This window comes from Micromonospora salmantinae, from assembly GCF_022230905.1.
Classification (GTDB): Bacteria; Actinomycetota; Actinomycetes; order Mycobacteriales; family Micromonosporaceae; genus Micromonospora; species Micromonospora salmantinae.
Window position 1 is genome coordinate 18,445 of sequence record NZ_JAKKFG010000015.1, and the last position, 18,549, is coordinate 36,993.

Sequence of the window (18,549 nt, forward strand, 5' to 3'; positions counted from 1 at the left end):
AGCCTTGCGTCGGCGGTCACGCGGCGGCCCGCCGGGGCAGCGCGTGTCGCAGCACCGTGGCGGCCTGTTGCAGGGCCCGGACCGGGTCGCCGCGGAGCCGGCACTCCAGGGCCAGCCAGCCCCGGTAGTCCAGCTCCAGCAGGGTACGCACCAGCGCCGGCCAGTCCAGGTGCCCGGCGCCGGGCTGGTACCGGTTGGAGTCGCTGACCTGTACGTGCCCGAGGTACGGCGCGGCGGCGCGCAGCGCGCGGTGCACGTCGTCCTCCTCGATGTTCATGTGGAAGGTGTCGGCGACCACCCGGACCGACGGCAGCCCGAGCGCGGCGCAGAGCGCCACCGCCTCGTCGAGACGGTTGACCATGTGGTCCTCGTACCGGTTGAGGGGTTCCAGGAAGAGGGTGACCCCCTCGGCCCGGGCGTGCTCGCCCAGCTCGCCGAGGGCGTCGAGGAGCACCTGCCGGTCGCCGTCCGGGGCCCGGGGCGGCTCGAACGGCGGCAGCCGTCGGGAGAACATCCCCCAGGCGGCCGGGGTCATCACCCCGACGCCGCCCAGCTCGGCGATCACCGAGAGCTGGGAGCGCAGGTTGCGGACGGCGTCGGCGGACCGGGCGGGGTCGAAGTCGCCGATGAAGTGGTCCATCTCGACGCAGACGGTGGGCATCACCACCCCGGCGGCGCGGGCCCGGCGCAGTTCGGGCAACCGGCGGGCGAACGCCAGATCGCCGCGGCCGCGTAGCTCGATGCCCTGGTAGCCGAGGGCGGCCGCGAGGGCGTACTTCTGGATCAGGTTGGTGCCCGGCAGGAGTTGTTCCTGACAGGCCAGCGCGATGGTGGTCATGAGAACCTCAGCACGACTTGGAGGACGTCACCGGCGCCGCGGTCGAGCAGCGCGAGGGCGTCGGCGACCGCGCTGGCGTCGACGATGTGGCTGACCAGCGGCAGCGGGTCGACGCTGCGGTCGGCCACCAGGTCCATGAAGGTCTGCGCGACCCGGTCTCCGGTCCACCGACCGGCCATGCTCGGCGCGGGGGTGGGCCCGGAGACCTGGGCGGCCACCAACTGGATGCGGTTGTGGTGGAACTCCTCGCCGAGGCCGAGCGCCTCGGCCTGGCCCTGGTAGAAACCGGCGGCCACGACCCGGCCGGCGTGCGCGGTGGAGCGGATCGCCTCGTGCAGCGCCGGGTACGCGCCGGACAACTCCAGGCAGACATCGGCCCCCCGGCCGTCGGTGGCCTGGCGCAGCACGGCGGCGGCGGAGGTGACAGTGGCATCCACAGTGGATCGCGCACCGTATCGGGCGGCGTGCTCCAGCCGGCCGGGAACCGGGTCGACGGCCACCACCCGGGCCCCGGAGAGCACCGCGAGCCGGGTCGCGAGCAGCCCGATGACACCCTGGCCGAAGACGCCGACCCAGTCGCCGAGGTGCAGGTCGCCGGCGAGCACGGCGGTCAGCGCGATGGCGCCGGGGCGGGCGAAGACCGCGGCGAGCGGATCCAGCCCGGTGGGGAGCGCGCGGACCGCGTCGGCGGCGAGCACGGCCTCGGCCCGGTGCCCCCAGATGCCCCAGACGAGCTGCCCGGGATGCCGGTCGGTGACCTCCGGCGCGACCTCGATGACCTCCCCGACCTCTTCGTAGCCGAAGCCGATCAACGGGTAGGGCACCGGCGTCTGTCGGGGGACGAACATCCGGGCGGCGTCGTCCCAGTCCTTGCTGAGCCGGGGATTGCTGCCCCGGTAGAGGGTCAGCTCGGTGCCGGCGGAGATGCCCGAGTAACAGGTGCGGACTCGGACCTGGCCGGGGCCGAGCGGATCCGGCGGGCAGGGCTCGAGGCTGATGCGTCGAGGCCCGGCGAGAGAGACCACCCAGTTGCCCATGTGTCACATCCCGGTAGCACTGGGCTCCAGGATAGCAAAAAATCGCGATATGTCTTGCTATTGATCAATCGAAGGTGTTGGATCCTTCTTGTACCCTTCGAGAGGAGTGCCATCGATGTCAGCACCTCCGAGGCGGATACTCGCCACCACCCTGATCCTGGCACTGACCACGTCCACCCTGCTGGCCTGCGGCGACGACGAACCCGACAGCAACAGCAAGAAGATCACCGTCTGGAGCCTGGAGGACGTGGCCGACCGGGTCACCGCCACCAAGGCGATCATCGCCGACTTCACCGCCAAGACCGGGATCCAGGTCGATCTCGTGACCGTCAACGAGGATCAGTTCCCCTCCCTGATCGCCGCCAACGCCGCCGCCGGCGACCTGCCCGACGTGGTCGGTTCGGTCTCCCTCGCCGGCATCCGTACGCTCGCCGGCAACGAGCTGCTGCACGCCTCGGCGAACGCGGAGGTCGTCGACAAGCTGGGCAAGCAGACGTTCTCCCCCCGAGCGCTGGAGCTCACCTCCGACGACGGCAAACAGCTCTCCGTGCCCAGCGACGGCTGGGGGCAGCTGCTCGTCTACCGCAAGGACCTGTTCGCCGCGGCCGGCCTACCCGCCCCCGACACGTACGAGCGGATCACCGCCGCCGCGGCCCGGCTGAACACCGGCGGCGTCGCGGGCATCACCGCGGCGACCGCCCCCAGCGACGTGTTCACCCAGCAGACCTTCGAGCACCTGGCGCTGGCCAACGGCTGCCAGCTCACCGACGACTCGGGGAGGGTGACACTGGATTCACCCCAGTGCGTCGAGGCGTTCCGCTTCTACGGTGACCTGATCCGCACCAGCTCGGTGAAGGGCGCGCAGGACGTGGACACCACCCGGGCCACCTACTTCGCGGGCAAGGCGGCCATGGTGATCTGGTCACCGTTCATCCTCGACGAGCTGGCCGGGCTGCGCAACGACGCCAAGCCGACCTGCCCCCAGTGCCAGGCCGACCCGGCGTTCCTCGCAAAGAACAGCGGGTTCGTCACCGCGATCAAGGGCCCGAACGGCACCGAACCGGCCCAGTACGGCGAGATCAGCTCCTGGGCCGTGCTGGACGGCGCGGTGACCGACCCGGCGAAGTCCTTCGTGGAGTACATGCTCGGTGACGGCTACCCGCGCTGGTTCGGCATGTCCCCCGAGGGCCGCTTCCCGGTGCGCAAGGGCACCCCCGCCGAGCCGGAGGCGTACCTGACCGCCTGGAACACCAGCCAGGCGGGTGTGGACGCGAAGAAGCCCCTCACCGACGTGTACGGCGAAGAGGTACTGGCCACGCTGCGCCGCAGCCCGGACACCTTCGGGCGCTGGGGGCTCACCCAGGGGCAGGGCAAACTCGTCGGCGCCATGCTCGGCGAGTTGCCGGTGCCCAAGGTGCTGGGCGACCTCGTCTCCGGCAAGTCCGACGCGGCGGCCGCCGCCAACCGCGCCACGAAGGACGTGGACGCCATCAAGGCGGGCGTCAATTGACCACCACCGCGCCCGGCCCCGGCCGCTCCCCCACCAGGGAGCGGTCGGCGCCACCCCGGCGCCGACCGTTGACCCTGCGCCGCCGCGAATCCCGGGCCGGGCTCGCGCTTGTCGCACCGACCCTGCTCGTCACCATCGCGGTCATCGGCATCCCGATCGTGTGGACAGTGGTGCTCGCCTTCCAGCGGGTCCGGCTGGCCACGCTGCGCAAGACCGGTCTGTTCGGCGAGTTCACAATGGACAACATCGACCGGGTGCTGCACACCCCCGGCTTCGCCGAGACGCTGTGGGTCACGCTGATCTACAGCATCGGCGGCACCGTCGGGTCGATCCTGCTCGGCCTGGTGGCCGCGCTGGTCGTCCGCCGGCCGTTTCGGGGTCGCACCCTGGTCCGGGCGTCCATGCTGCTGCCGTACGTGGCACCGGTGGTCGCCGTGACGTTCGTCTGGCAGGTGATGCTCGACCCACAACTCGGCATCGTCAACGCCTGGGGCCAACGCCTGCTCGGCTGGGACGCCCCGGTGCCGTTCCTCACCCAGGAGTCGACAGCGCTGGCCACGGTGATCGTCTTCGAGGCGTGGCGGTACTTCCCGTTCGCGTTCCTGTTCCTGCTGGCCCGGCTCCAGGCGGTGCCCGGCGAGTTGGAGGAGGCCGCCCGGGTCGACGGCGCCACCCCCACCCAGCGGTTCCGGCACATCCTGCTGCCGCAGCTGCTGCCGGTGATCGCCCTGCTGGGCGTGCTGCGCTTCATCATGACGTTCAACAAGTTCGACGACGTCTACCTGCTCACCGGCGGTGCCGCCGGCACCGAGGTGGTCAGCGTGCGGGTGTACGAGTTCCTCACCGCCCGTACCGACATCGGGGCCGCGGCCGCCCAGGCGGTCGTGCTGGCCGTGGTGCTCATCGTGTTCGTGCTGATCTATCTGCGCTTCTTCGGACGGAGGGTGGGCTGATGGACCGGGACGTGGTCGAGACGGTGAGCCTGCGCTGGCTGCGCCGCCTGGTGATCGCCGTGTTCCTGGTGATCACGGTCTTCCCCTTCTACTACATGCTGGTGCTCTCGGTGCGCCCCATCGAGCGGCTGCTGCTCGACCCCGGGGCGCTGGTGGTCGGCTTCGGTGAGCTGACCGTGGCCACGTACGCCGAGGTACTCAAGGCCACCGACGACGGCGGCCAGGGTTTCCTCACCTTCATCCGCAACAGTGGGCTGGTCGCCGTCGCGGCGACAGTGCTCACTCTCCTGGTCGCGATCCCCGGCGCGTACGCGGTGGCCCGGCTGCGGTTCTTCGGCCGGAGGCAGGTGGACTTCCTGTTCCTGGCGGTCTACCTGTTTCCGTCGATCGTCATCGCGATCCCGCTGTTCGTGGTCTTCACCCGCGCCGGGCTGCGCGGCTCGCTGTTCGGTCTGGTGCTGGTCTACATCTCGCAGACGTTGCCGGTGTCGGTCTACATGCTGAAGAACTACTTCGAGACCATCCCGGTCAGCCTGGAGGAGTCCGCCGCCATCGACGGCGCCGGCCGACTCGGCATCATCCGTCGTGTCAGCCTGCCCCTGGCGATGCCGTCGATCATGGCGGTCGCGCTCTACGACTTCATGATCGCCTGGAACGAGTTCCTCTTCGCCCTGCTCTTCCTGGTCGACAAACCCAACCGGTGGACGGTGTCGCTGGGGTTGTCCCTGCTCGCCGACGGGGTGGAGGTTCCCAAGACCGTGCTGATGGCCGGCTCGGTCGTGCTCACCCTGCCCATCGTGATCCTCTTCTTCGCCAGCGAACGGCTGCTCACCGAGGGGCTGACCAGCGGCGCGGAGAAGGGATGATGGTCTCGTCCGGGTCGCCCGCCCGGCCCCCACCGGCCCGGATACGGTGGCCTCATGGCCAACCCGACCCGCTGGGCGACCGACACCGGTCCCGAGCACTCACAGTGGTATATCGACCGGTTCCGCAAGCTCGTGGCCGAGGGCGCGGACCTCGCCGGCGAGGCCCGACTGGTGGACGCCCTCGTCGCGCCCGGCTCCCGCATTCTCGACGCCGGCAGCGGCACCGGCCGCGTCGGTGCCGCACTGGCCGAGCGGGGCCACACGGTGGTCGGGGTGGACGCCGACCCCGCGCTGGTGGATGCCGCCCACGCCGACTATCCCGGCCCGACGTGGCTGGTCGCCGACCTCGCCGACCTGGATCTGCCGGCGCTGGGTGAGGCCGAGCCGTTCGACGCGGCGGTGCTGGCCGGCAACGTACTCGCCTTCGTCGCCGTCGGCACCGAACCGGAGGTGCTGCGCCGGGTGGCAGCGCACCTGCGACCCGACGGCGTGCTGACAGTGGGCTTCGGCACCGAGCGCGGCTACCCACTGACCGCCTTCGACGCCGACGCGGTGGCCGCCGGGCTGCGCGTGGAGCAGCGCTTCGCCACCTGGGACCTGCGCCCGTGGCGCGACGACGCCCCGTTCGCGGTCACCGTCCTGCGCCGCCCGCCAGACTGACACCGCCTGCCACGCGTTGCTTCCCGGTGATCAAGAGATTTGCGTCAGCCTCGCGCCAGGTTCTGACGCAAACCTCTTGATCACCGCGGCCCCAGCGCACCGCCGCAGCTTTGGGCGGATCAGTCTGGGGCGGCGACGGCGCGGGCGGCGGCCGGGTCGAGGGTGGCGCCGGCGGGCACCAGGCTGACCAGCCCGGCCGGTAGCCGCACCGGCCGCACGCCGCGGTAACCCAGCATCGGGAGCACCTCCCGGTCGGCCAACACGTACCGTCGGCCCAGGTCGGTGACAACGGAGACCGCGCCGCCGGTCGCGCCGGGCGCCGCGACGGCCTCGACCACCGCACCGCGGCCCGGCTCCACCACCACGTGGTCGGCCAGCACCGCGCCGCCGGTGGGCGCGGTGCGGGGCACGGCCGTCAGGTCCCGCGGCGGTACGCCCCAGCGCACCTCACCAACCCCGCCGTCGTCGCCGATGCGGGTGCAGAGCGCCCCGCCGTCGCCGGCCGCGAGCCGGGGCGGGGTCGGTGGCGGGGCGTTCGGGCCGGTCGGGGCGAGATCGGGCACCGTGGGCAGGGCGGCGAACCGACCCAACGTCATCGGCTCCGGCTCGACCTGCCCGGTGCGGGCCAGCAACAACCCCGCCTGCAACTCGGTGATGCCGGCCAGGCCGGCGTCGAGCGCCACCGCGTACTGCCGGCCGCCACCGGAGTTGCTCACCAGGTAGACGGTGCCGATCGCCGCACCCGGCACCCGGGTGGCGGGCCGACCCAACGCGGGCAGATCGAGCGGGGCGAGGTCGGTGCCGGCGGGCAGCGAGTTGAGCAGCGCCGGCGCCACCCGAACCGCCTGGGCGCGGGTGGTGGCGAGCGCCGCCAGCACCCGGCTGGGATCACGGACGAGGTAGCGGCGCTGGTGCCAGACCAGGTACAGCCCGCCGTCGGGGTGGCGCAGCAGCAGCGCGTCGTCGCCCAACGGCCGACCGCCGTCGGGCTCGGTGCCGATCAGCAACGCGGAGCGGGGCGCCTCGACGCCGGTGCCGGCCGGGACCGTCGAGCAGACCGTCCACGCCGTGGCGGCCAGCCGGCCCGGGGCGGGCAGCGAGTCGGGTGCGTCGGCGATGCCCAACGGCAGCCCGCGCGGCACTCCGTCGATCGTGCGTCGGGACACCAGGACCGTCTTCGAACGGTCCGCGCCGACGATGAGCAGCGCCGAGGCGTAGTTGAGCACCGGGTGCAGCTTCTGCTCGCGGTAGACGAACCGGGCGCCGGACTCCTTCTCCACGATCACCGCGCCCGGGTCGCGCCACCCCTTGCCACCACCGGCGAACAGGCCGTAGAGGGCGAAACCACCGAGCCCGATCGCCGCGACCAGGACGCTGGCCAGGCCGGCGCCGGCCAGCCGCCGAAACGGCGACTGGGCGGGGTCGGTCTCCCGCATAACCAGGGCGGCGACTGCCCGCTGGACGCTGAACTGGTAGGAGTGCAGCTGGTCCTGCCGCGACGGCATGAGTCACCTCCGGTGGATCGGCCGGGCACAGGATATGCGCTGCGTCGATCTCCTGCGGACCCTGCGTGGCCGCCCGTCGCGGGGCAACCGCTACCATCCGTGGACGAATCCGGCGGCGAGAGGGCACCCGTGGGCGCGCGTTTCGAAGAGCTGGCCTGGCGGGAGACCCCGATCGGCGCGATCAGCCTGCGCCGACGCCGGGACCCGGCACTCCAGGTCGAGGTGTACGAGGTCAAGCTCGACGACGAGTATCTGATGTCCAGCCTCTTCCCGGTCGCGGAGATCGAGCTGGCCCGGCTCGGTCTCGCCGAGGTGGCCGGTGACTCGCTCGACGTGGTGGTGGGCGGTCTCGGGCTGGGCTATACCGCCTGCGCGGCGCTGGGTGACCCTCGGGTGCGCTCACTGTTCGTGGTGGAGGCGATCGAGGACGTGATCGACTGGCACCAGCGAGGGTTGCTGCCGTTCGCGGCGGGACTCGCCGAGGACCCCCGGACCCGCTTCGTGCAGGCCGACTTCTTCGCGGCGGTGGCCGGTGACACCGGCTTCGACGCCGAGGTGCCCGGCCGGCGGTTCGACGCGGTGCTGCTCGACGTCGACCACTCCCCGCGCAACGTCCTGCACCCGAGCCACGCGGCGTTCTACCCGCCGGCCGGGTTGCGTCGCCTGGCCGCCCTGCTACGCCCCGAGGGCGTCTTCGCGCTCTGGTCGGACGACCCGCCGGACGCCGAGTTCACCGCCGCGCTCAGCGAGGTGTTCGCGAGCGTACGCGCGCATGTCGTGCCGTTCGCGAATCCGCTGACCGGCGGGGAGTCGGCGAACACCGTCTACGTGGCGCGTACCGGCTCCTGATCGACTTCGGTAGGCCGCGCGCGCATGGTGTCGGCCGGACGGGGAACGAGAAGCCGGGGCCGGCCGCACCAGGCGCGGCCGGTTACGGGAGGTCGACATGCGTGCACTGCTCTGGGTTGTCGGCGTGGTCGCCGGCGTGCTGATCCTGCTCGGGTTGATCCTCGAGGCGGTCCGCTGGCTGATCATCATCGGCGTGATCGCGCTGGTGATCGTGATCGTCTGGGGCGTCGTCAAGGGGCGGCAGGCCGTGAGCCACCGGTCCCGCCGACGGTGACGGGCGGCGGGACCGGTCAGAACCAGTCCGGGCGCATGTCGAGCGTGGTTCGGTCCCGGCTCTCCAGCAGGTCGAACTGCGGGCCGGTCCGGGGCAACTCGACGGCGAAGAAGTAGCGGGCGGCCTGCCGCTTGCCGGCGTGGAACGCGTCGCCGGCCCCCTCCGCCGGCAGCGCCAGCACCTGCTCCAACCACATCCACGCGATCACCACGTGCCCGACGGCCTCCAGGTAGGCGCTGGCGTTGGCCAGCGCGAGCACCGGGTCACCGTCGGCCCACAGTCGACGGGTGACAGTGGTGACCCGGTCCCCCGCGGCGGCCAGCCGCTCCGCCAGCTCGGACGCCTCTCCCCCGACCTTGCGGGCCCGCTCGACCGTGTCACCGATCGTCGTGGTCAGCAGGGCGAGACCAGCCCCGCCCTGCATGATCATCTTGCGTCCCAGCAGATCCAGTGCCTGGATGCCGTGGGTGCCCTCGTGGATCGGGTTGAGCCGGTTGTCCCGGTAGTGCTGCTCCACATCGTGGTCGCGGGTGTAGCCGGCACCCCCGAGCACCTGGATCGCCAGGTCGTTGGCGGCGAGGCACCACTGCGACGGCCAACTCTTGGTGATCGGGGTGAGCACGTCCAGCAGCAGGTGCGCGCGCTCGCGGTCGGCCTGGGCCGGGGCGGTCTTCTGCTCGTCGAGCAACCGCGCGCAGTAGAGCACCAGCGCCAGTGCCCCCTCCACGTAGCTCTTCTGGGCCAGCAGCATCCGTCGTACGTCAGGGTGGTCGATGATCGGCACCTGCGCGGCGGCCGGGTCCTTCGCGCCGACCGGCCGGCCCTGCGGCCTCTCCTTCGCGTACGCCAGGCTCTTGAGATAGCCGGTGTAACCCAGCGCGGTGGCGCCCGCGCCGACCCCGATCCGGGCCTCGTTCATCATGTGGAACATCTGCGCCAGACCCTGGTGCGGCGCGCCGACCAGGTGACCGACCGCTCCGGCGCTGCCGGCCGGGGTGTGCGCGCCGTCGCCGAAGCTGAGCAGGGTGTTTGTGGTGCCGCGGAACCCCATCTTGTGGTTGAGCCCGGCCAACGCCACGTCGTTGCGCTCACCGAGCGACCCGTCCGGGCCGACCAGCACCTTGGGCACGATGAACAGCGAGATGCCCTTGACGCCGGGCGGTGCGCCCGGGATGCGCGCCAGCACCAGGTGGACGATGTTCTCGGCCAACTCGTGGTCGCCGCCGGAGATCCACATCTTGGTGCCGAAGAGCCGGTACGTGCCGTCCGCCTGCGGCTCGGCGCGGGTGGTGATGTCGGCCAGCGAGCTGCCGGCGTGCGGCTCGGACAGGCACATGGTGCCGAAGAACCGACCGTCCAGCATGGGCCGGACGTAGGTGTCCACCTGCTCGGGGCTGCCGTGAGCCAGCAGCAGGTTGGCGTTGCCCAGGGTGAGGAACGGGTAGGCCGAGGTGGCCACGTTGGCGGCCTGGAACCAGGTGAAGCAGGCCGCCGCGACGGCGTGCGGCAGTTGCAGGCCACCAACAGTGGCGTCCAGCCCGGCGGTGAGCAGGCCCGTCTCGGCGAAGCTGTCCAACGCCGCGCGGACCTGCGGGATCAGCCGCACCCGCTGCCCGTCGAAGGTGGGCTCGGCCAGGTCGGCGGCGCGGTTGTGCGGGGCGAACTGCTCGGTGGCCACTCGCTCGGCGAGATCCAGGGCGTCGTCGAAGGTCTCCCGGGAGTGCTCGGCGTAGCGGGGGCGCTCGACGAGTTCGGACACCCGCAGCCACTCGTGCAGCAGGAAGTCGAGGTCACGGCGGGAGAGCAGGGTGGACGGCACGGCACTCCTCAGCGGGCACGGGGGCGGGTCGGGCCGGGGCGACGGCCCACTGTCGCCCCGCCCATCCTGGCGGATCGACGGGGCACGCACCACCGGCCCGGGCGGGGTTCGACGAGCGGAACGTGTCACACCGACCGGTTAGCGTCGTTGTCCGTGACCGCACCCGGAGACGTCCCGCCCGAGGTCCTCGACCGGCTGCGGCCGATCTGCCTCGGGTTGCCGGAAACCTACGAGGAGCCCGCCTGGGTGGGCACCCGCTGGCGGATCCGCAAGCGGACCATCGCCCACGTGCTCACCGTCGACCCCGACCGCCAGCCGGTGCACGGACGGGCTGCCGCACTCGACCAGCCCGCCTGCCTGCTGACCTTCCGGTCGCCACTCGACGAGATCGCCGGGCTCCTCGCCACCGGGCACCCCTTCTACAAACCGGACTGGAGTCCGAACGTGATGGGCATGGTCCTGGACGAGGACACCGACTGGGAGGAGGTCTGTGAGTTGCTCACCGAGAGCTACGTGGTCATGGCCCCGAAGCGGCTCGCCGCCCGGGTCGGCCCTTCGGCACCGCCGATTGGCTGAGCGCCGAGGGCACCCTGCCGCCGGTTGAGCGCCGACGGTCTGCACCTGACCGCCGGGCTCAACGGCGGGGTCTCGGCCGTCGAGTACCCGGTCCAGATCCACCGGATGCCGGTGGAGATCGGGCCGCCCGCCCGCCCGGGACCACGCCTGAGTGCCCAGTTCGGCAGCCGCCGGTCGGCACCGGGTCTCCCCCGGCTCGGGTACGAAACCCGGTGGAGAGGTGCCCTCCGGTGGGTGAAGATCGCAGGGTGTCCGTTCCTGCCCGTCAGATCCGTGCTCGTTTCTCGGCCGACACGATCACCGTGTACCAGGCGTACCCACCGGAGATCGCGCTGCCGGCGGTGGCCGCCGGTCGCTTCGTGCCCCCCTTCAAGCGGGACCGGATGACCTGGATCAAGCCGTCGTTCCTGTGGATGATGTACCGCTGCGGTTGGGCCACCAAGCCCGGGCAGGAGCGTGTGCTGTCCATCGACATCACGCGGGAGGGCTTCGAGTGGGCGCTGGCGAGAGCCTGTCTGAGTCACTACGACCAGGGCCTGCACGGCGACCGGGCGACGTGGTCGCGGCAACTCAAGGCCAGCCCGGTACGGGTGCAGTGGGATCCGGAACGGACACTGCACCTGAGCGCGTTGCCCTACCGGTCGTTGCAGGTCGGACTGTCCGGCGAAGCCGTCGTCCGGTACGTCGACGACTGGACGGTCAGCGTCACGGACATCACCTCCACCGTCCACCGCGTACGGGACCTGGTGCGGGACCATGACGTGCGGGCGGCCACGGACCACCTGCCGGCCGAACGAGGCTATCCGCTGCCGAGGCAGATCGCGGCCCACCTCGACGCCACCGGCTGACCCTTCGCGGTCACCGGCCCAGGCCCGCACCTGGTCCTGACGTTTCGGGGCTGTCGGAGGGTGCCGCTAGGGTCCCGGCCATGGCTGATTTCGTGTTGGTGGCGGGGGCGTGGCTGGGATCCTCGGCATGGGACGAGGTGGTGGCACCACTTCGGGCGGCCGGCCACGGCACGCACGCGTTGACCCTCTCCGGTCTCGCCGACCGGCGGAATGTGCCCGCCGGGCAGCAGACCCACGTGCAGGACATCGTCGACGAGATCGAGCGCGGCGACCTGCGCGACGTGGTGCTGGTCGGGCACAGCTACGCCGGCATTCCGGTGGGCCAGGCCGCCGAGCGGATCGGCGACCGGTTGACCCGGGTGGTCTTCGTGGATTCCGAGGTGCCGGTCGACGGTGGGTCGTTCGCCTCCGGCTGGTGGCAGGGCCAGGCGGCCTTCGAGGCGCAACTCGCCGACAACGGCGGCGATTGGGCTCCGGCCGGCGTGGCCGACTTCGACGGTCAGGGTCTCACCGACGAGCAGATCGCCCGGCTGATCGAGGGCACCACGCCGCACCCGGGGGCCACGCTGACCGAGCCGGCCGTGCTGACCCGGCCGCTGGGTGAGTTACCGGCGACGTACGTCAAGTGCCTGCTCGACGGGCCTGAGCCCAACGACACGGTGGCGAAACTGCTGACCAGCGACCACTGGCGACTGGTCACCATCGACACCGGCCACTGGCCGATGTTCTCCCAGCCCACCGAGCTGGCCCGGATCCTGTTGGTCGAGGCCGGCTGACCTTCGCTGGCCGGGGCCGCAGCCCCAGACCAAGGCGATCCGAGCTGCCGACGACGAGGGCTGCCGTACGGCGGCCCCCGTCGTCACCGGCGGCATCGTCGAGCGCCGCGGCAGCCCTCAGGTCGTGTCGAGGGTCTGGATGTGGCGCACCGGTGACGCGAGCAGCCACAGCACGGCGAGCACGCCACCCAGGCCGGCGATGGCCAGTGTGGGCCGCAGCCCGATGGTGGTGCCCAAGGCACCGCCGACCAGCGCGCCGAGCGGTCGGATGCCGTAGTTGACGGCGCTGTAGGCACCGGCCCGGCGTCCCAGCGCGTCGGCGGGTGTCACGGCGATGAGGAGGGCGTTGAGGTTCACGTCCATCAGCATCACCCCGACGCTGGAGACCAGCTCGATGGCCGCCAGCGTGGCCACCTTCGTCCAGGTGGGTCCGGACACCAGCGCGGTCAGCGCCAGTGGCGCGGGGAAGAGCACCGCGCCGATCATGGCGGTGCGGCCCAGACCGATGGCGCGTGAGACTCGCGGTGCGAGCGCCGCGCCCATGAATCCGCCGATCGCCCCGAAACCGAGGGCGATGCCGATCGCGCCGGCTGACAGGTCGAGTTCGCGGCTGGCGTAGAGCACCAGCAGCGCGCCGGTGATGAAGGTGAAGAAGTTGACAGTGCTGGTGCAGCCGAGGGCGGCCCGCAGCACCGGGTGCCGCAGCACCAGCACGAGCCCTTCGCGGACCAGGCCGAGAGTGGACGTCCGACGCGGTGGTGGCGTGGGCTCGGTCACCGGGATGCGGCTGAGCAGTAGCGCGGAGCCGAGGAAGGAGAGCGCGTCGACGACGATCGCGACCGGCGCGCTGAGCGCCTGGACCAGCCCACCGCCGACGGCCGGGCCGGCGATGAAGGAGAGCGACCGGCTCATGCTCATCTTGCTGTTCGCGTCCACGTACGCCGATCGCGGCACCAGGCCGACGAAGAACGCCTGACGCGCCATGGCGAAGAGCACCGCTCCGAAGCCGGTGAGCAGTGCCACCAGGTAGAGCTGGGTGAGGGTGATCGCGTCGAACAGGTAGGCCACCGGCAGGCTGAGCAGCACAGCGGCGCGAATCAGGTCCGCGATGATCAGCAGTCGCCGCTTGTGGGTGCGCTGGTCCACCCAGGCGCCGAGGAACAGGCCCAGCAGGTTGGGCAGCCAGATCAGCGCGGTGAGCACGCTGACCTGCACGGGTGTGGCGGTGAGCAGGGTGACGGCGATCAGCGGTAGGGCCAGTTCGCTGATCCGATCGCCGAAATGGGAGATCGTCTCGCTGATCCAGAAGGTGCGGAACCGCCGGTCACGGTGCAGGGCCGGCGGGGGCCCGGTGTCGGTGGGGACGTCGGTGGCGGTCATGACGCGGCCGCGCCGTCGTCGCCGGGCTCGGCCGGGGCTTCGTCCCCCGCCTCGGGCAGCAGGTAGCGCAGCATCCGGACGATCCGCGCGTCGGCCGGGGCCGGCTCCTCCTTGCGCCGCACGTACGGGGCAATCAGCTCCTCGATGGACTCCTCCAGTTGCCGCAGTTCGTCGGCGGTGGCCACGAACCTGGTGTCGGCCATGCCGGCCAGCGCGCGCCACTCGGGGTCCAGCCGGGGCTCCTCATGCAGCAGCCACTGCTGGGGTGCGTCGGCGTTGCGGGCGAACATCTCGCCGCGTAGCTGCTGGCTGGCGGACTGCCCCTCGGCGCCCTCCGGCACCGTGAAGCGGAAGCCGCGGGCTGCCGCCTGCCACCAGCGTTCCCGCTTGCTGGTGGCACCGTCCCAGTCGAGGACCAGGCCGAACGTCGCGAGGTGCCGCAGGTGCCAGCTGACCACCGACGGTGTGGCGCCGACGTGCGGCGAGAGCCCGGTGGCAGTCGCCGGGCCGTGCCGCTGAAGGTGCTCCAGGATCGCCAGCCGTACCGGGTGGGCCAGCGCCCGCAGCGCCTGCGGCTCACTGATCTCGAAATCCCCGTACGGATTCTTGAGAGACATGTTTCGAGAGTAGTCTCTCAGATTTGATCGGGGCAACCCCGAGCCGCCGCCACGGCGCGTTGATCAGGCGATGCCCAACCGCGCCAACGGCTCGACCAGCTCCCGCTCCTCGTAACTGAGGTGCGACAGGAGGGCGTCGGTCAGCAGGTCCACCGCGGCCCGCAGCTCGGCGAGCCCGTCCGGAGACCCGACGTACGCGACCAGGGCCCGGTCGACACCCTCCAGCACGTCGTGGATGACGTGATGCTCCTGCTCCAGCCGGTCGACCACCGGGCCGAGTCGGGGGTCACGCGCCCGCAACCTGGGGAAGAACGACTGGTCCTCGATCGTGTGGTGGGTGGTGACGATGCGGCAGTACGACTCGCAGTAGACGCCGAGAGTCCACCGGTTCTGCCTCATGGTCATCGTGTTGATGTGGGACCGGGCCGCGCCGGCGTCGATCTCGCCGGCCGCCACCTGCTCGATCAGGTCGTGAATCTGGGCCAGTTCGGCGCGCAGGCCGTCGTGGATCTGCACGAGGTGCGCGCCGGTGGCCTGCTCCTGCGGGGTGTAGGTGCGCTCCGGGTCGGGCGCGGGCCCGGTCGGCCGGCTCGACTCGTCCCACACCTGCTGCTCGCTTCGCCGTACGCCGTCGTCCGGGGTCGGCACCACGGCGAACGCGCCACCGGTCGCGGTGGCGCGGCTCGCCCGGGCCGGCGGCGCAGCGACCGGCTCCGGCTCCAGTTCGGGCGTACGCTCCGGAGCCGCGCCCCGGTCACGTTCGGCCGCGACCAACTCGCGGACGGCGGGGGCCACCTCACCGGCGAAGCGGCGCAGGTCGTCGGGGTCGTCGCTGCCCAGGATGAAGGTGCCGACGCCCTCCTCCAGTGCCAGCTCGGCCAGTTCCTCGGCCCACTGCTCGGCGGGCCCGTTCAGCGGGCCGCGCCCGACGGTCGAGAACTCTCCGGCGATGTTGAGCAGCCGGCGCACGTCCTGCGGGGACCGGCCGGCCTGCTGCGCGGCGTCGTCGATGATCGCGTTGCCCCTGGTCAGATCACCGGGCTGGAGATAACCAAGCGTGGGCAGCCAGCCGTCGGCCCGACGACCGGTGAGCTGGAGCATCCGGGGCTTGTACGCACCCAGCCAGATCGGCACCGCGTGGGCCGGCGCGGGACCGCGCTTGGCGCCCACCACCCGGTAGAACTCGCCGTCGACCCGCACTCCGCCGCGCGTCTCGACGTCCCAGAGCTGACGGACGACCTCGATGGCCTCCTCCAGGGCTCGTACGCCCTGGCCGGGGGTCAGCCGCCGGCCGCCCATCGCCTCGATGGCATCCCAGAACGCCCCCGCCCCGAGGCCGAGGCTGATCCGACCACCGCTGAGCAGGTCCAGGCTGGCCACACTGCGGGCGAGGACCGCCGGCGGGCGCAGTGGCAGGTTGGTCACGTTCGCCGCCAGGTGCACCCGGTTGGTGCGGGCCGCCACGAAGCTCAGCAGCGTCCAGGTGTCGAGGAACGCCGGCTGGTACGGGTGATCCTGGAAGGTGACCAGGTCCAACCCGACCTGCTCGGCCAGGACGGCGACACCGACCGCGCGGTCCGGACTGTCAGCGCTGGGCGTGACGAAGGAGCCGAAGACCAGGTCGTGGCCGTAGTCGCTCATCTGCGAGCCTCCCGATTTCCTCGACGCCTCGGACGATGCGTCGCAACCTTAACCTTATGACAGACAGAACATCTTCCGCCAACAAGGTCTGACTCACTGCGGTATTGTCGGGGCATGACGGGTGCCACTCACCGGCCGGACCGGCCCGATCCGCTCGACGACGACCTGGGCTGGATGCTCGGCATCGTCTTCCGCGGCTACGTCCGGGCGGCCGAGCACGCGCTCACCGACTTCCCCGGTGGCCCGCGCGGCTACCAACTGCTCACCGCGGCCAGCAACGGGCCGGCCCGGAACCAGGGCGCGATCGCCGAGGAGATCGGCATCGACCGCACAGTCCTCACGTACCTGATCGACGACCTGGAGCGGCCCGGGTTCGTGGCCAGGCGCGCGGACCCGGCCGACCGGCGCAACCGGCTGATCGAGGTCACCGACGCCGGCCGTGCCGCCTGGGAGCAGCGGCGGTTGGCGCTGCGGCAGGTCGAGTCGCACCTGCTGGGGGCGCTCACGTCGACCGAGTCGGCGACGCTGCGGTCACTGCTGCAGAAGGTCGCCTGCTCGGCCCAGGCGGTGGACCCGTTGCGCGACCTCTGCGAGGTGGTGACACGGGTGCAGGCCGACTCGGCGACGGCGGCGCCCGCTACGCGCCGGACCGGCGCCGCGGCGGCGCGGAGCGGGCGAACCGCCACCCCCCGAGCCCGCCGCAGCAGGCCCGACTGACCCGCGGATACTGCGGGCGGGCCCGCCCCCGCACCGCCCGACGTCGTCCGTCGAGCGGTGCCGGACAGGCCCGCGATGTCGCTACCGCACCGGGTCAGCGCACGTGCACGAAGACCGGGTTCGAGTAGAACCACAGGTCGTCCCACGGGCTCTCCAGCCCGTCGGCGAGCGGCTCGGCCTCGTCGGTGCTGGTGCCACGCACCCGTGCGTAGGTGTCCGCCTCGACATTGCGCAAGGTGTGCCGGATGACGTAGCTGTCGCCGTGCCGACGCCAGTCCCGCGGGCCGAACCGGGCCGCCACAGTGGTGGTGGGGTTGGTGTCGGCGTCCAGGCTGGCGCTCGGGCCGGTGATCTGGCCGACGATCAGGTCGACCCGGCGGACCTCGGGCCGGTCACCGTTCGCGTTAACCCCACCCAGCGGGCGGAAGGTGATCTCGATCTCGACATCGGTACGGCTACGACGGCTCACCGTGATCGTCTCGCCCACCTCGGCGGTCCTGCCCTGGGACGTGGCGGTGACGTCGAGGCTGCGGATCAGGTCACCGGTGGTGACCCAGATCCGGCCGTTGCGCAGCCCGTCCATGATGTCGCCGTAGTCCTGGCGGGCGTGCACGTACGTCTTGCTGTACTCGCCCGGCCAGAAGTCGGAGCCGCCCCGGGTCCAGTGCACGTGCGAGTCCGAGGTCGCGGTGATCCACCAGCGCCGACCCTCGCCGAGCAGTGAGTCCCACAGACCGCCGACCCGGGCGGTCATCTGGTCGAAGCCGCCGTAGGTGGGGTGGTTGCCGTAGCCGCCCCGCTTGCCACCGTTGAGCGGGGCGGCCTGGTGACCGGGCGCACCCTCGAAGCCGATGTAGACGTCCGGCGCGGCGTTGTTGCCGTTGCGGAACTCGCGCGGGGTGTCCTGACCGTAGACGCCAAGACCGGGCGCCGATCGGGACGCGTGGTGGGCGATCACCAGCGGCTTGTGCGGCATGCCCCGGGCCACCTTGAGGAATTCCACCATCTTGGCCTCGGTGTCGCGGGCCGGGTCGGTGGGGAACGCGTCGTACTTGGCGAACCGGCTCTCCAGCTCGAAGAGCTGCTTCGCCTCGTCCTCGTGGCGCGGGATCATCAGCGTGTGGTGGTCCAGCGAGGGCGCGTCGAACTCCATGCCCCAGAACTGGAGCACCTCGGGGACCAGCTTGCGGGACCGCAGCAGGTCGGGGTACGCCTGCTCGATGTTCACCTTCGAGTGGGTCGGTCCACCGTGGTCGGTGCACATCGCCCAGGTCAGGCCGAAGTTCTTCGCCATGATGGCGTTGGTGACGATCGGGTAGACCGCGTCCGCGCCCTTGTGGAAGACGATCGGGGACTTCGTGGTGTCGAACTCGCCGCTGTACTCGGAGTGGATGTGGTGGTCGCCCGCACGCCACGCCCGGTTCTTGGAGTTGCCCCGGTCGGTCTTGTCGTCGTCACCCGGCCGGCGGTCCTCGTCGGCCCAGGCCGCGCCGGCCCCGACCAGTGGGCTGGCCGCGGCCAGCGTCGCGCCGACGCCCGCGTACTTGACCAGCTTGCGCCGGGACAGCTGCGCGTGCTCGGTCTCTTCGGGATGCTTGTCTCTCACCTGAGAGCCTCTCCTCGATCAAGCGAATGCTCTTTCGATCAAGGAGCCTCGGAGAAGGCGGTGAACAGCCGTCGTAC

At 71.5% G+C, this 18,549-nt stretch carries 18 protein-coding genes; 10 read left to right on the top strand and 8 right to left on the bottom strand.

What is annotated here, in order from left to right; all coding sequences use genetic code 11:
* Positions 1-16: 16 nt before the first annotated feature.
* The gene (locus PSH03_RS14325) at positions 17-838 is read right to left on the bottom strand and encodes a sugar phosphate isomerase/epimerase family protein (protein ID WP_112589707.1); all 822 of its coding nucleotides are present in this window, start codon (positions 836-838) and stop codon (positions 17-19) included.
* A complete protein-coding gene (locus PSH03_RS14330; RefSeq protein WP_210785046.1) occupies positions 835-1,875 on the bottom strand; it encodes a zinc-dependent alcohol dehydrogenase in 1,041 nt (346 codons plus the stop codon). The genes PSH03_RS14325 and PSH03_RS14330 overlap by 4 nt, the downstream gene beginning before the upstream one ends.
* Before the next feature lie 115 nt (positions 1,876-1,990).
* Here PSH03_RS14330 and PSH03_RS14335 point away from each other — a divergent pair, with 115 nt between their 5' ends.
* Genes PSH03_RS14335 through PSH03_RS14350 form a run of 4 tightly spaced genes read left to right on the top strand, consistent with a single transcriptional unit; the run spans position 1,991 to position 5,864 of the window.
* Positions 1,991-3,385, top strand: coding sequence for an ABC transporter substrate-binding protein (locus PSH03_RS14335; protein ID WP_238689422.1), 1,395 nt, complete (start codon positions 1,991-1,993; stop codon positions 3,383-3,385).
* Positions 3,382-4,338 (top strand): carbohydrate ABC transporter permease, encoded by a 957-nt coding sequence (locus tag PSH03_RS14340; RefSeq protein ID WP_210785044.1) that lies wholly within the window; start codon positions 3,382-3,384, stop codon positions 4,336-4,338. Before PSH03_RS14335 ends, PSH03_RS14340 begins: the two co-directional genes overlap by 4 nt.
* The gene (locus PSH03_RS14345) at positions 4,338-5,204 is read left to right on the top strand and encodes a carbohydrate ABC transporter permease (RefSeq protein ID WP_091406739.1); all 867 of its coding nucleotides are present in this window, start codon (positions 4,338-4,340) and stop codon (positions 5,202-5,204) included. The genes PSH03_RS14340 and PSH03_RS14345 overlap by 1 nt, the downstream gene beginning before the upstream one ends.
* 54 nt (positions 5,205-5,258) lie before the next feature.
* A complete protein-coding gene (locus PSH03_RS14350) occupies positions 5,259-5,864 on the top strand; it encodes a class I SAM-dependent methyltransferase (RefSeq protein ID WP_238689423.1) in 606 nt (201 codons plus the stop codon).
* A gap of 119 nt (positions 5,865-5,983) precedes the next feature.
* On the opposite strand, the gene eccB is transcribed toward PSH03_RS14350, so the two are convergent.
* Positions 5,984-7,369: a type VII secretion protein EccB gene (eccB, locus tag PSH03_RS14355; RefSeq protein WP_238689424.1), complete on the bottom strand. Its 1,386-nt coding sequence runs from the start codon at positions 7,367-7,369 to the stop codon at positions 5,984-5,986.
* A 129-nt stretch (positions 7,370-7,498) separates the two neighbouring features.
* Between eccB and PSH03_RS14360 the strand changes: the two genes are divergently transcribed.
* Both PSH03_RS14360 and PSH03_RS14365 read left to right on the top strand, forming a co-directional pair.
* On the top strand, positions 7,499-8,218 hold the full coding sequence (locus PSH03_RS14360) for a polyamine aminopropyltransferase (protein ID WP_238689425.1): 720 nt from the start codon (positions 7,499-7,501) through the stop codon (positions 8,216-8,218).
* Between the two features lie 97 nt (positions 8,219-8,315).
* Positions 8,316-8,492: a hypothetical protein gene (locus tag PSH03_RS14365; RefSeq protein ID WP_210785040.1), complete on the top strand. Its 177-nt coding sequence runs from the start codon at positions 8,316-8,318 to the stop codon at positions 8,490-8,492.
* Positions 8,493-8,508: 16 nt separating this feature from the next.
* On the opposite strand, the gene PSH03_RS14370 is transcribed toward PSH03_RS14365, so the two are convergent.
* A complete protein-coding gene (locus PSH03_RS14370; protein ID WP_238689426.1) occupies positions 8,509-10,311 on the bottom strand; it encodes an acyl-CoA dehydrogenase in 1,803 nt (600 codons plus the stop codon).
* A 153-nt stretch (positions 10,312-10,464) separates the two neighbouring features.
* On the opposite strand from PSH03_RS14370, the gene PSH03_RS14375 reads away from it, so the two are divergent.
* The 3 genes from PSH03_RS14375 (at position 10,465) to PSH03_RS14385 (ending at position 12,511) form a co-directional block, all read left to right on the top strand.
* Positions 10,465-10,887 (top strand): MmcQ/YjbR family DNA-binding protein, encoded by a 423-nt coding sequence (locus PSH03_RS14375; RefSeq protein WP_238689427.1) that lies wholly within the window; start codon positions 10,465-10,467, stop codon positions 10,885-10,887.
* Between the two features lie 248 nt (positions 10,888-11,135).
* A complete protein-coding gene (locus PSH03_RS14380) occupies positions 11,136-11,735 on the top strand; it encodes a DUF4291 domain-containing protein (RefSeq protein WP_238689428.1) in 600 nt (199 codons plus the stop codon).
* A gap of 80 nt (positions 11,736-11,815) precedes the next feature.
* Entirely contained in the window at positions 11,816-12,511 is a 696-nt protein-coding gene (locus PSH03_RS14385; RefSeq protein ID WP_238689429.1) for an alpha/beta fold hydrolase, read from the top strand.
* 117 nt (positions 12,512-12,628) lie between these two features.
* Here the strand turns inward: PSH03_RS14385 and PSH03_RS14390 are convergent, their stop codons facing one another.
* The 3 genes from PSH03_RS14390 to PSH03_RS14400 all read right to left on the bottom strand — a co-directional run bounded on the left by PSH03_RS14390 (position 12,629) and on the right by PSH03_RS14400 (position 16,149).
* A complete protein-coding gene (locus tag PSH03_RS14390; protein ID WP_210785035.1) occupies positions 12,629-13,891 on the bottom strand; it encodes an MFS transporter in 1,263 nt (420 codons plus the stop codon).
* Positions 13,888-14,508, bottom strand: coding sequence for an ArsR/SmtB family transcription factor (locus tag PSH03_RS14395; protein ID WP_238689430.1), 621 nt, complete (start codon positions 14,506-14,508; stop codon positions 13,888-13,890). Before PSH03_RS14395 ends, PSH03_RS14390 begins: the two co-directional genes overlap by 4 nt.
* 63 nt (positions 14,509-14,571) lie before the next feature.
* Positions 14,572-16,149 carry an LLM class flavin-dependent oxidoreductase gene (locus PSH03_RS14400; protein ID WP_238689431.1) on the bottom strand — a complete coding sequence of 526 codons (1,578 nt, stop codon included), beginning with the start codon at positions 16,147-16,149 and terminating at the stop codon, positions 14,572-14,574.
* A gap of 114 nt (positions 16,150-16,263) precedes the next feature.
* Here PSH03_RS14400 and PSH03_RS14405 point away from each other — a divergent pair, with 114 nt between their 5' ends.
* Positions 16,264-16,866, top strand: coding sequence for a MarR family winged helix-turn-helix transcriptional regulator (locus tag PSH03_RS14405; RefSeq protein WP_210785032.1), 603 nt, complete (start codon positions 16,264-16,266; stop codon positions 16,864-16,866).
* Positions 16,867-16,960: 94 nt separating this feature from the next.
* Here the strand turns inward: PSH03_RS14405 and PSH03_RS14410 are convergent, their stop codons facing one another.
* Entirely contained in the window at positions 16,961-18,472 is a 1,512-nt protein-coding gene (locus tag PSH03_RS14410; protein WP_210785031.1) for a CehA/McbA family metallohydrolase domain-containing protein, read from the bottom strand.
* Positions 18,473-18,549: the final 77 nt, after the last annotated feature.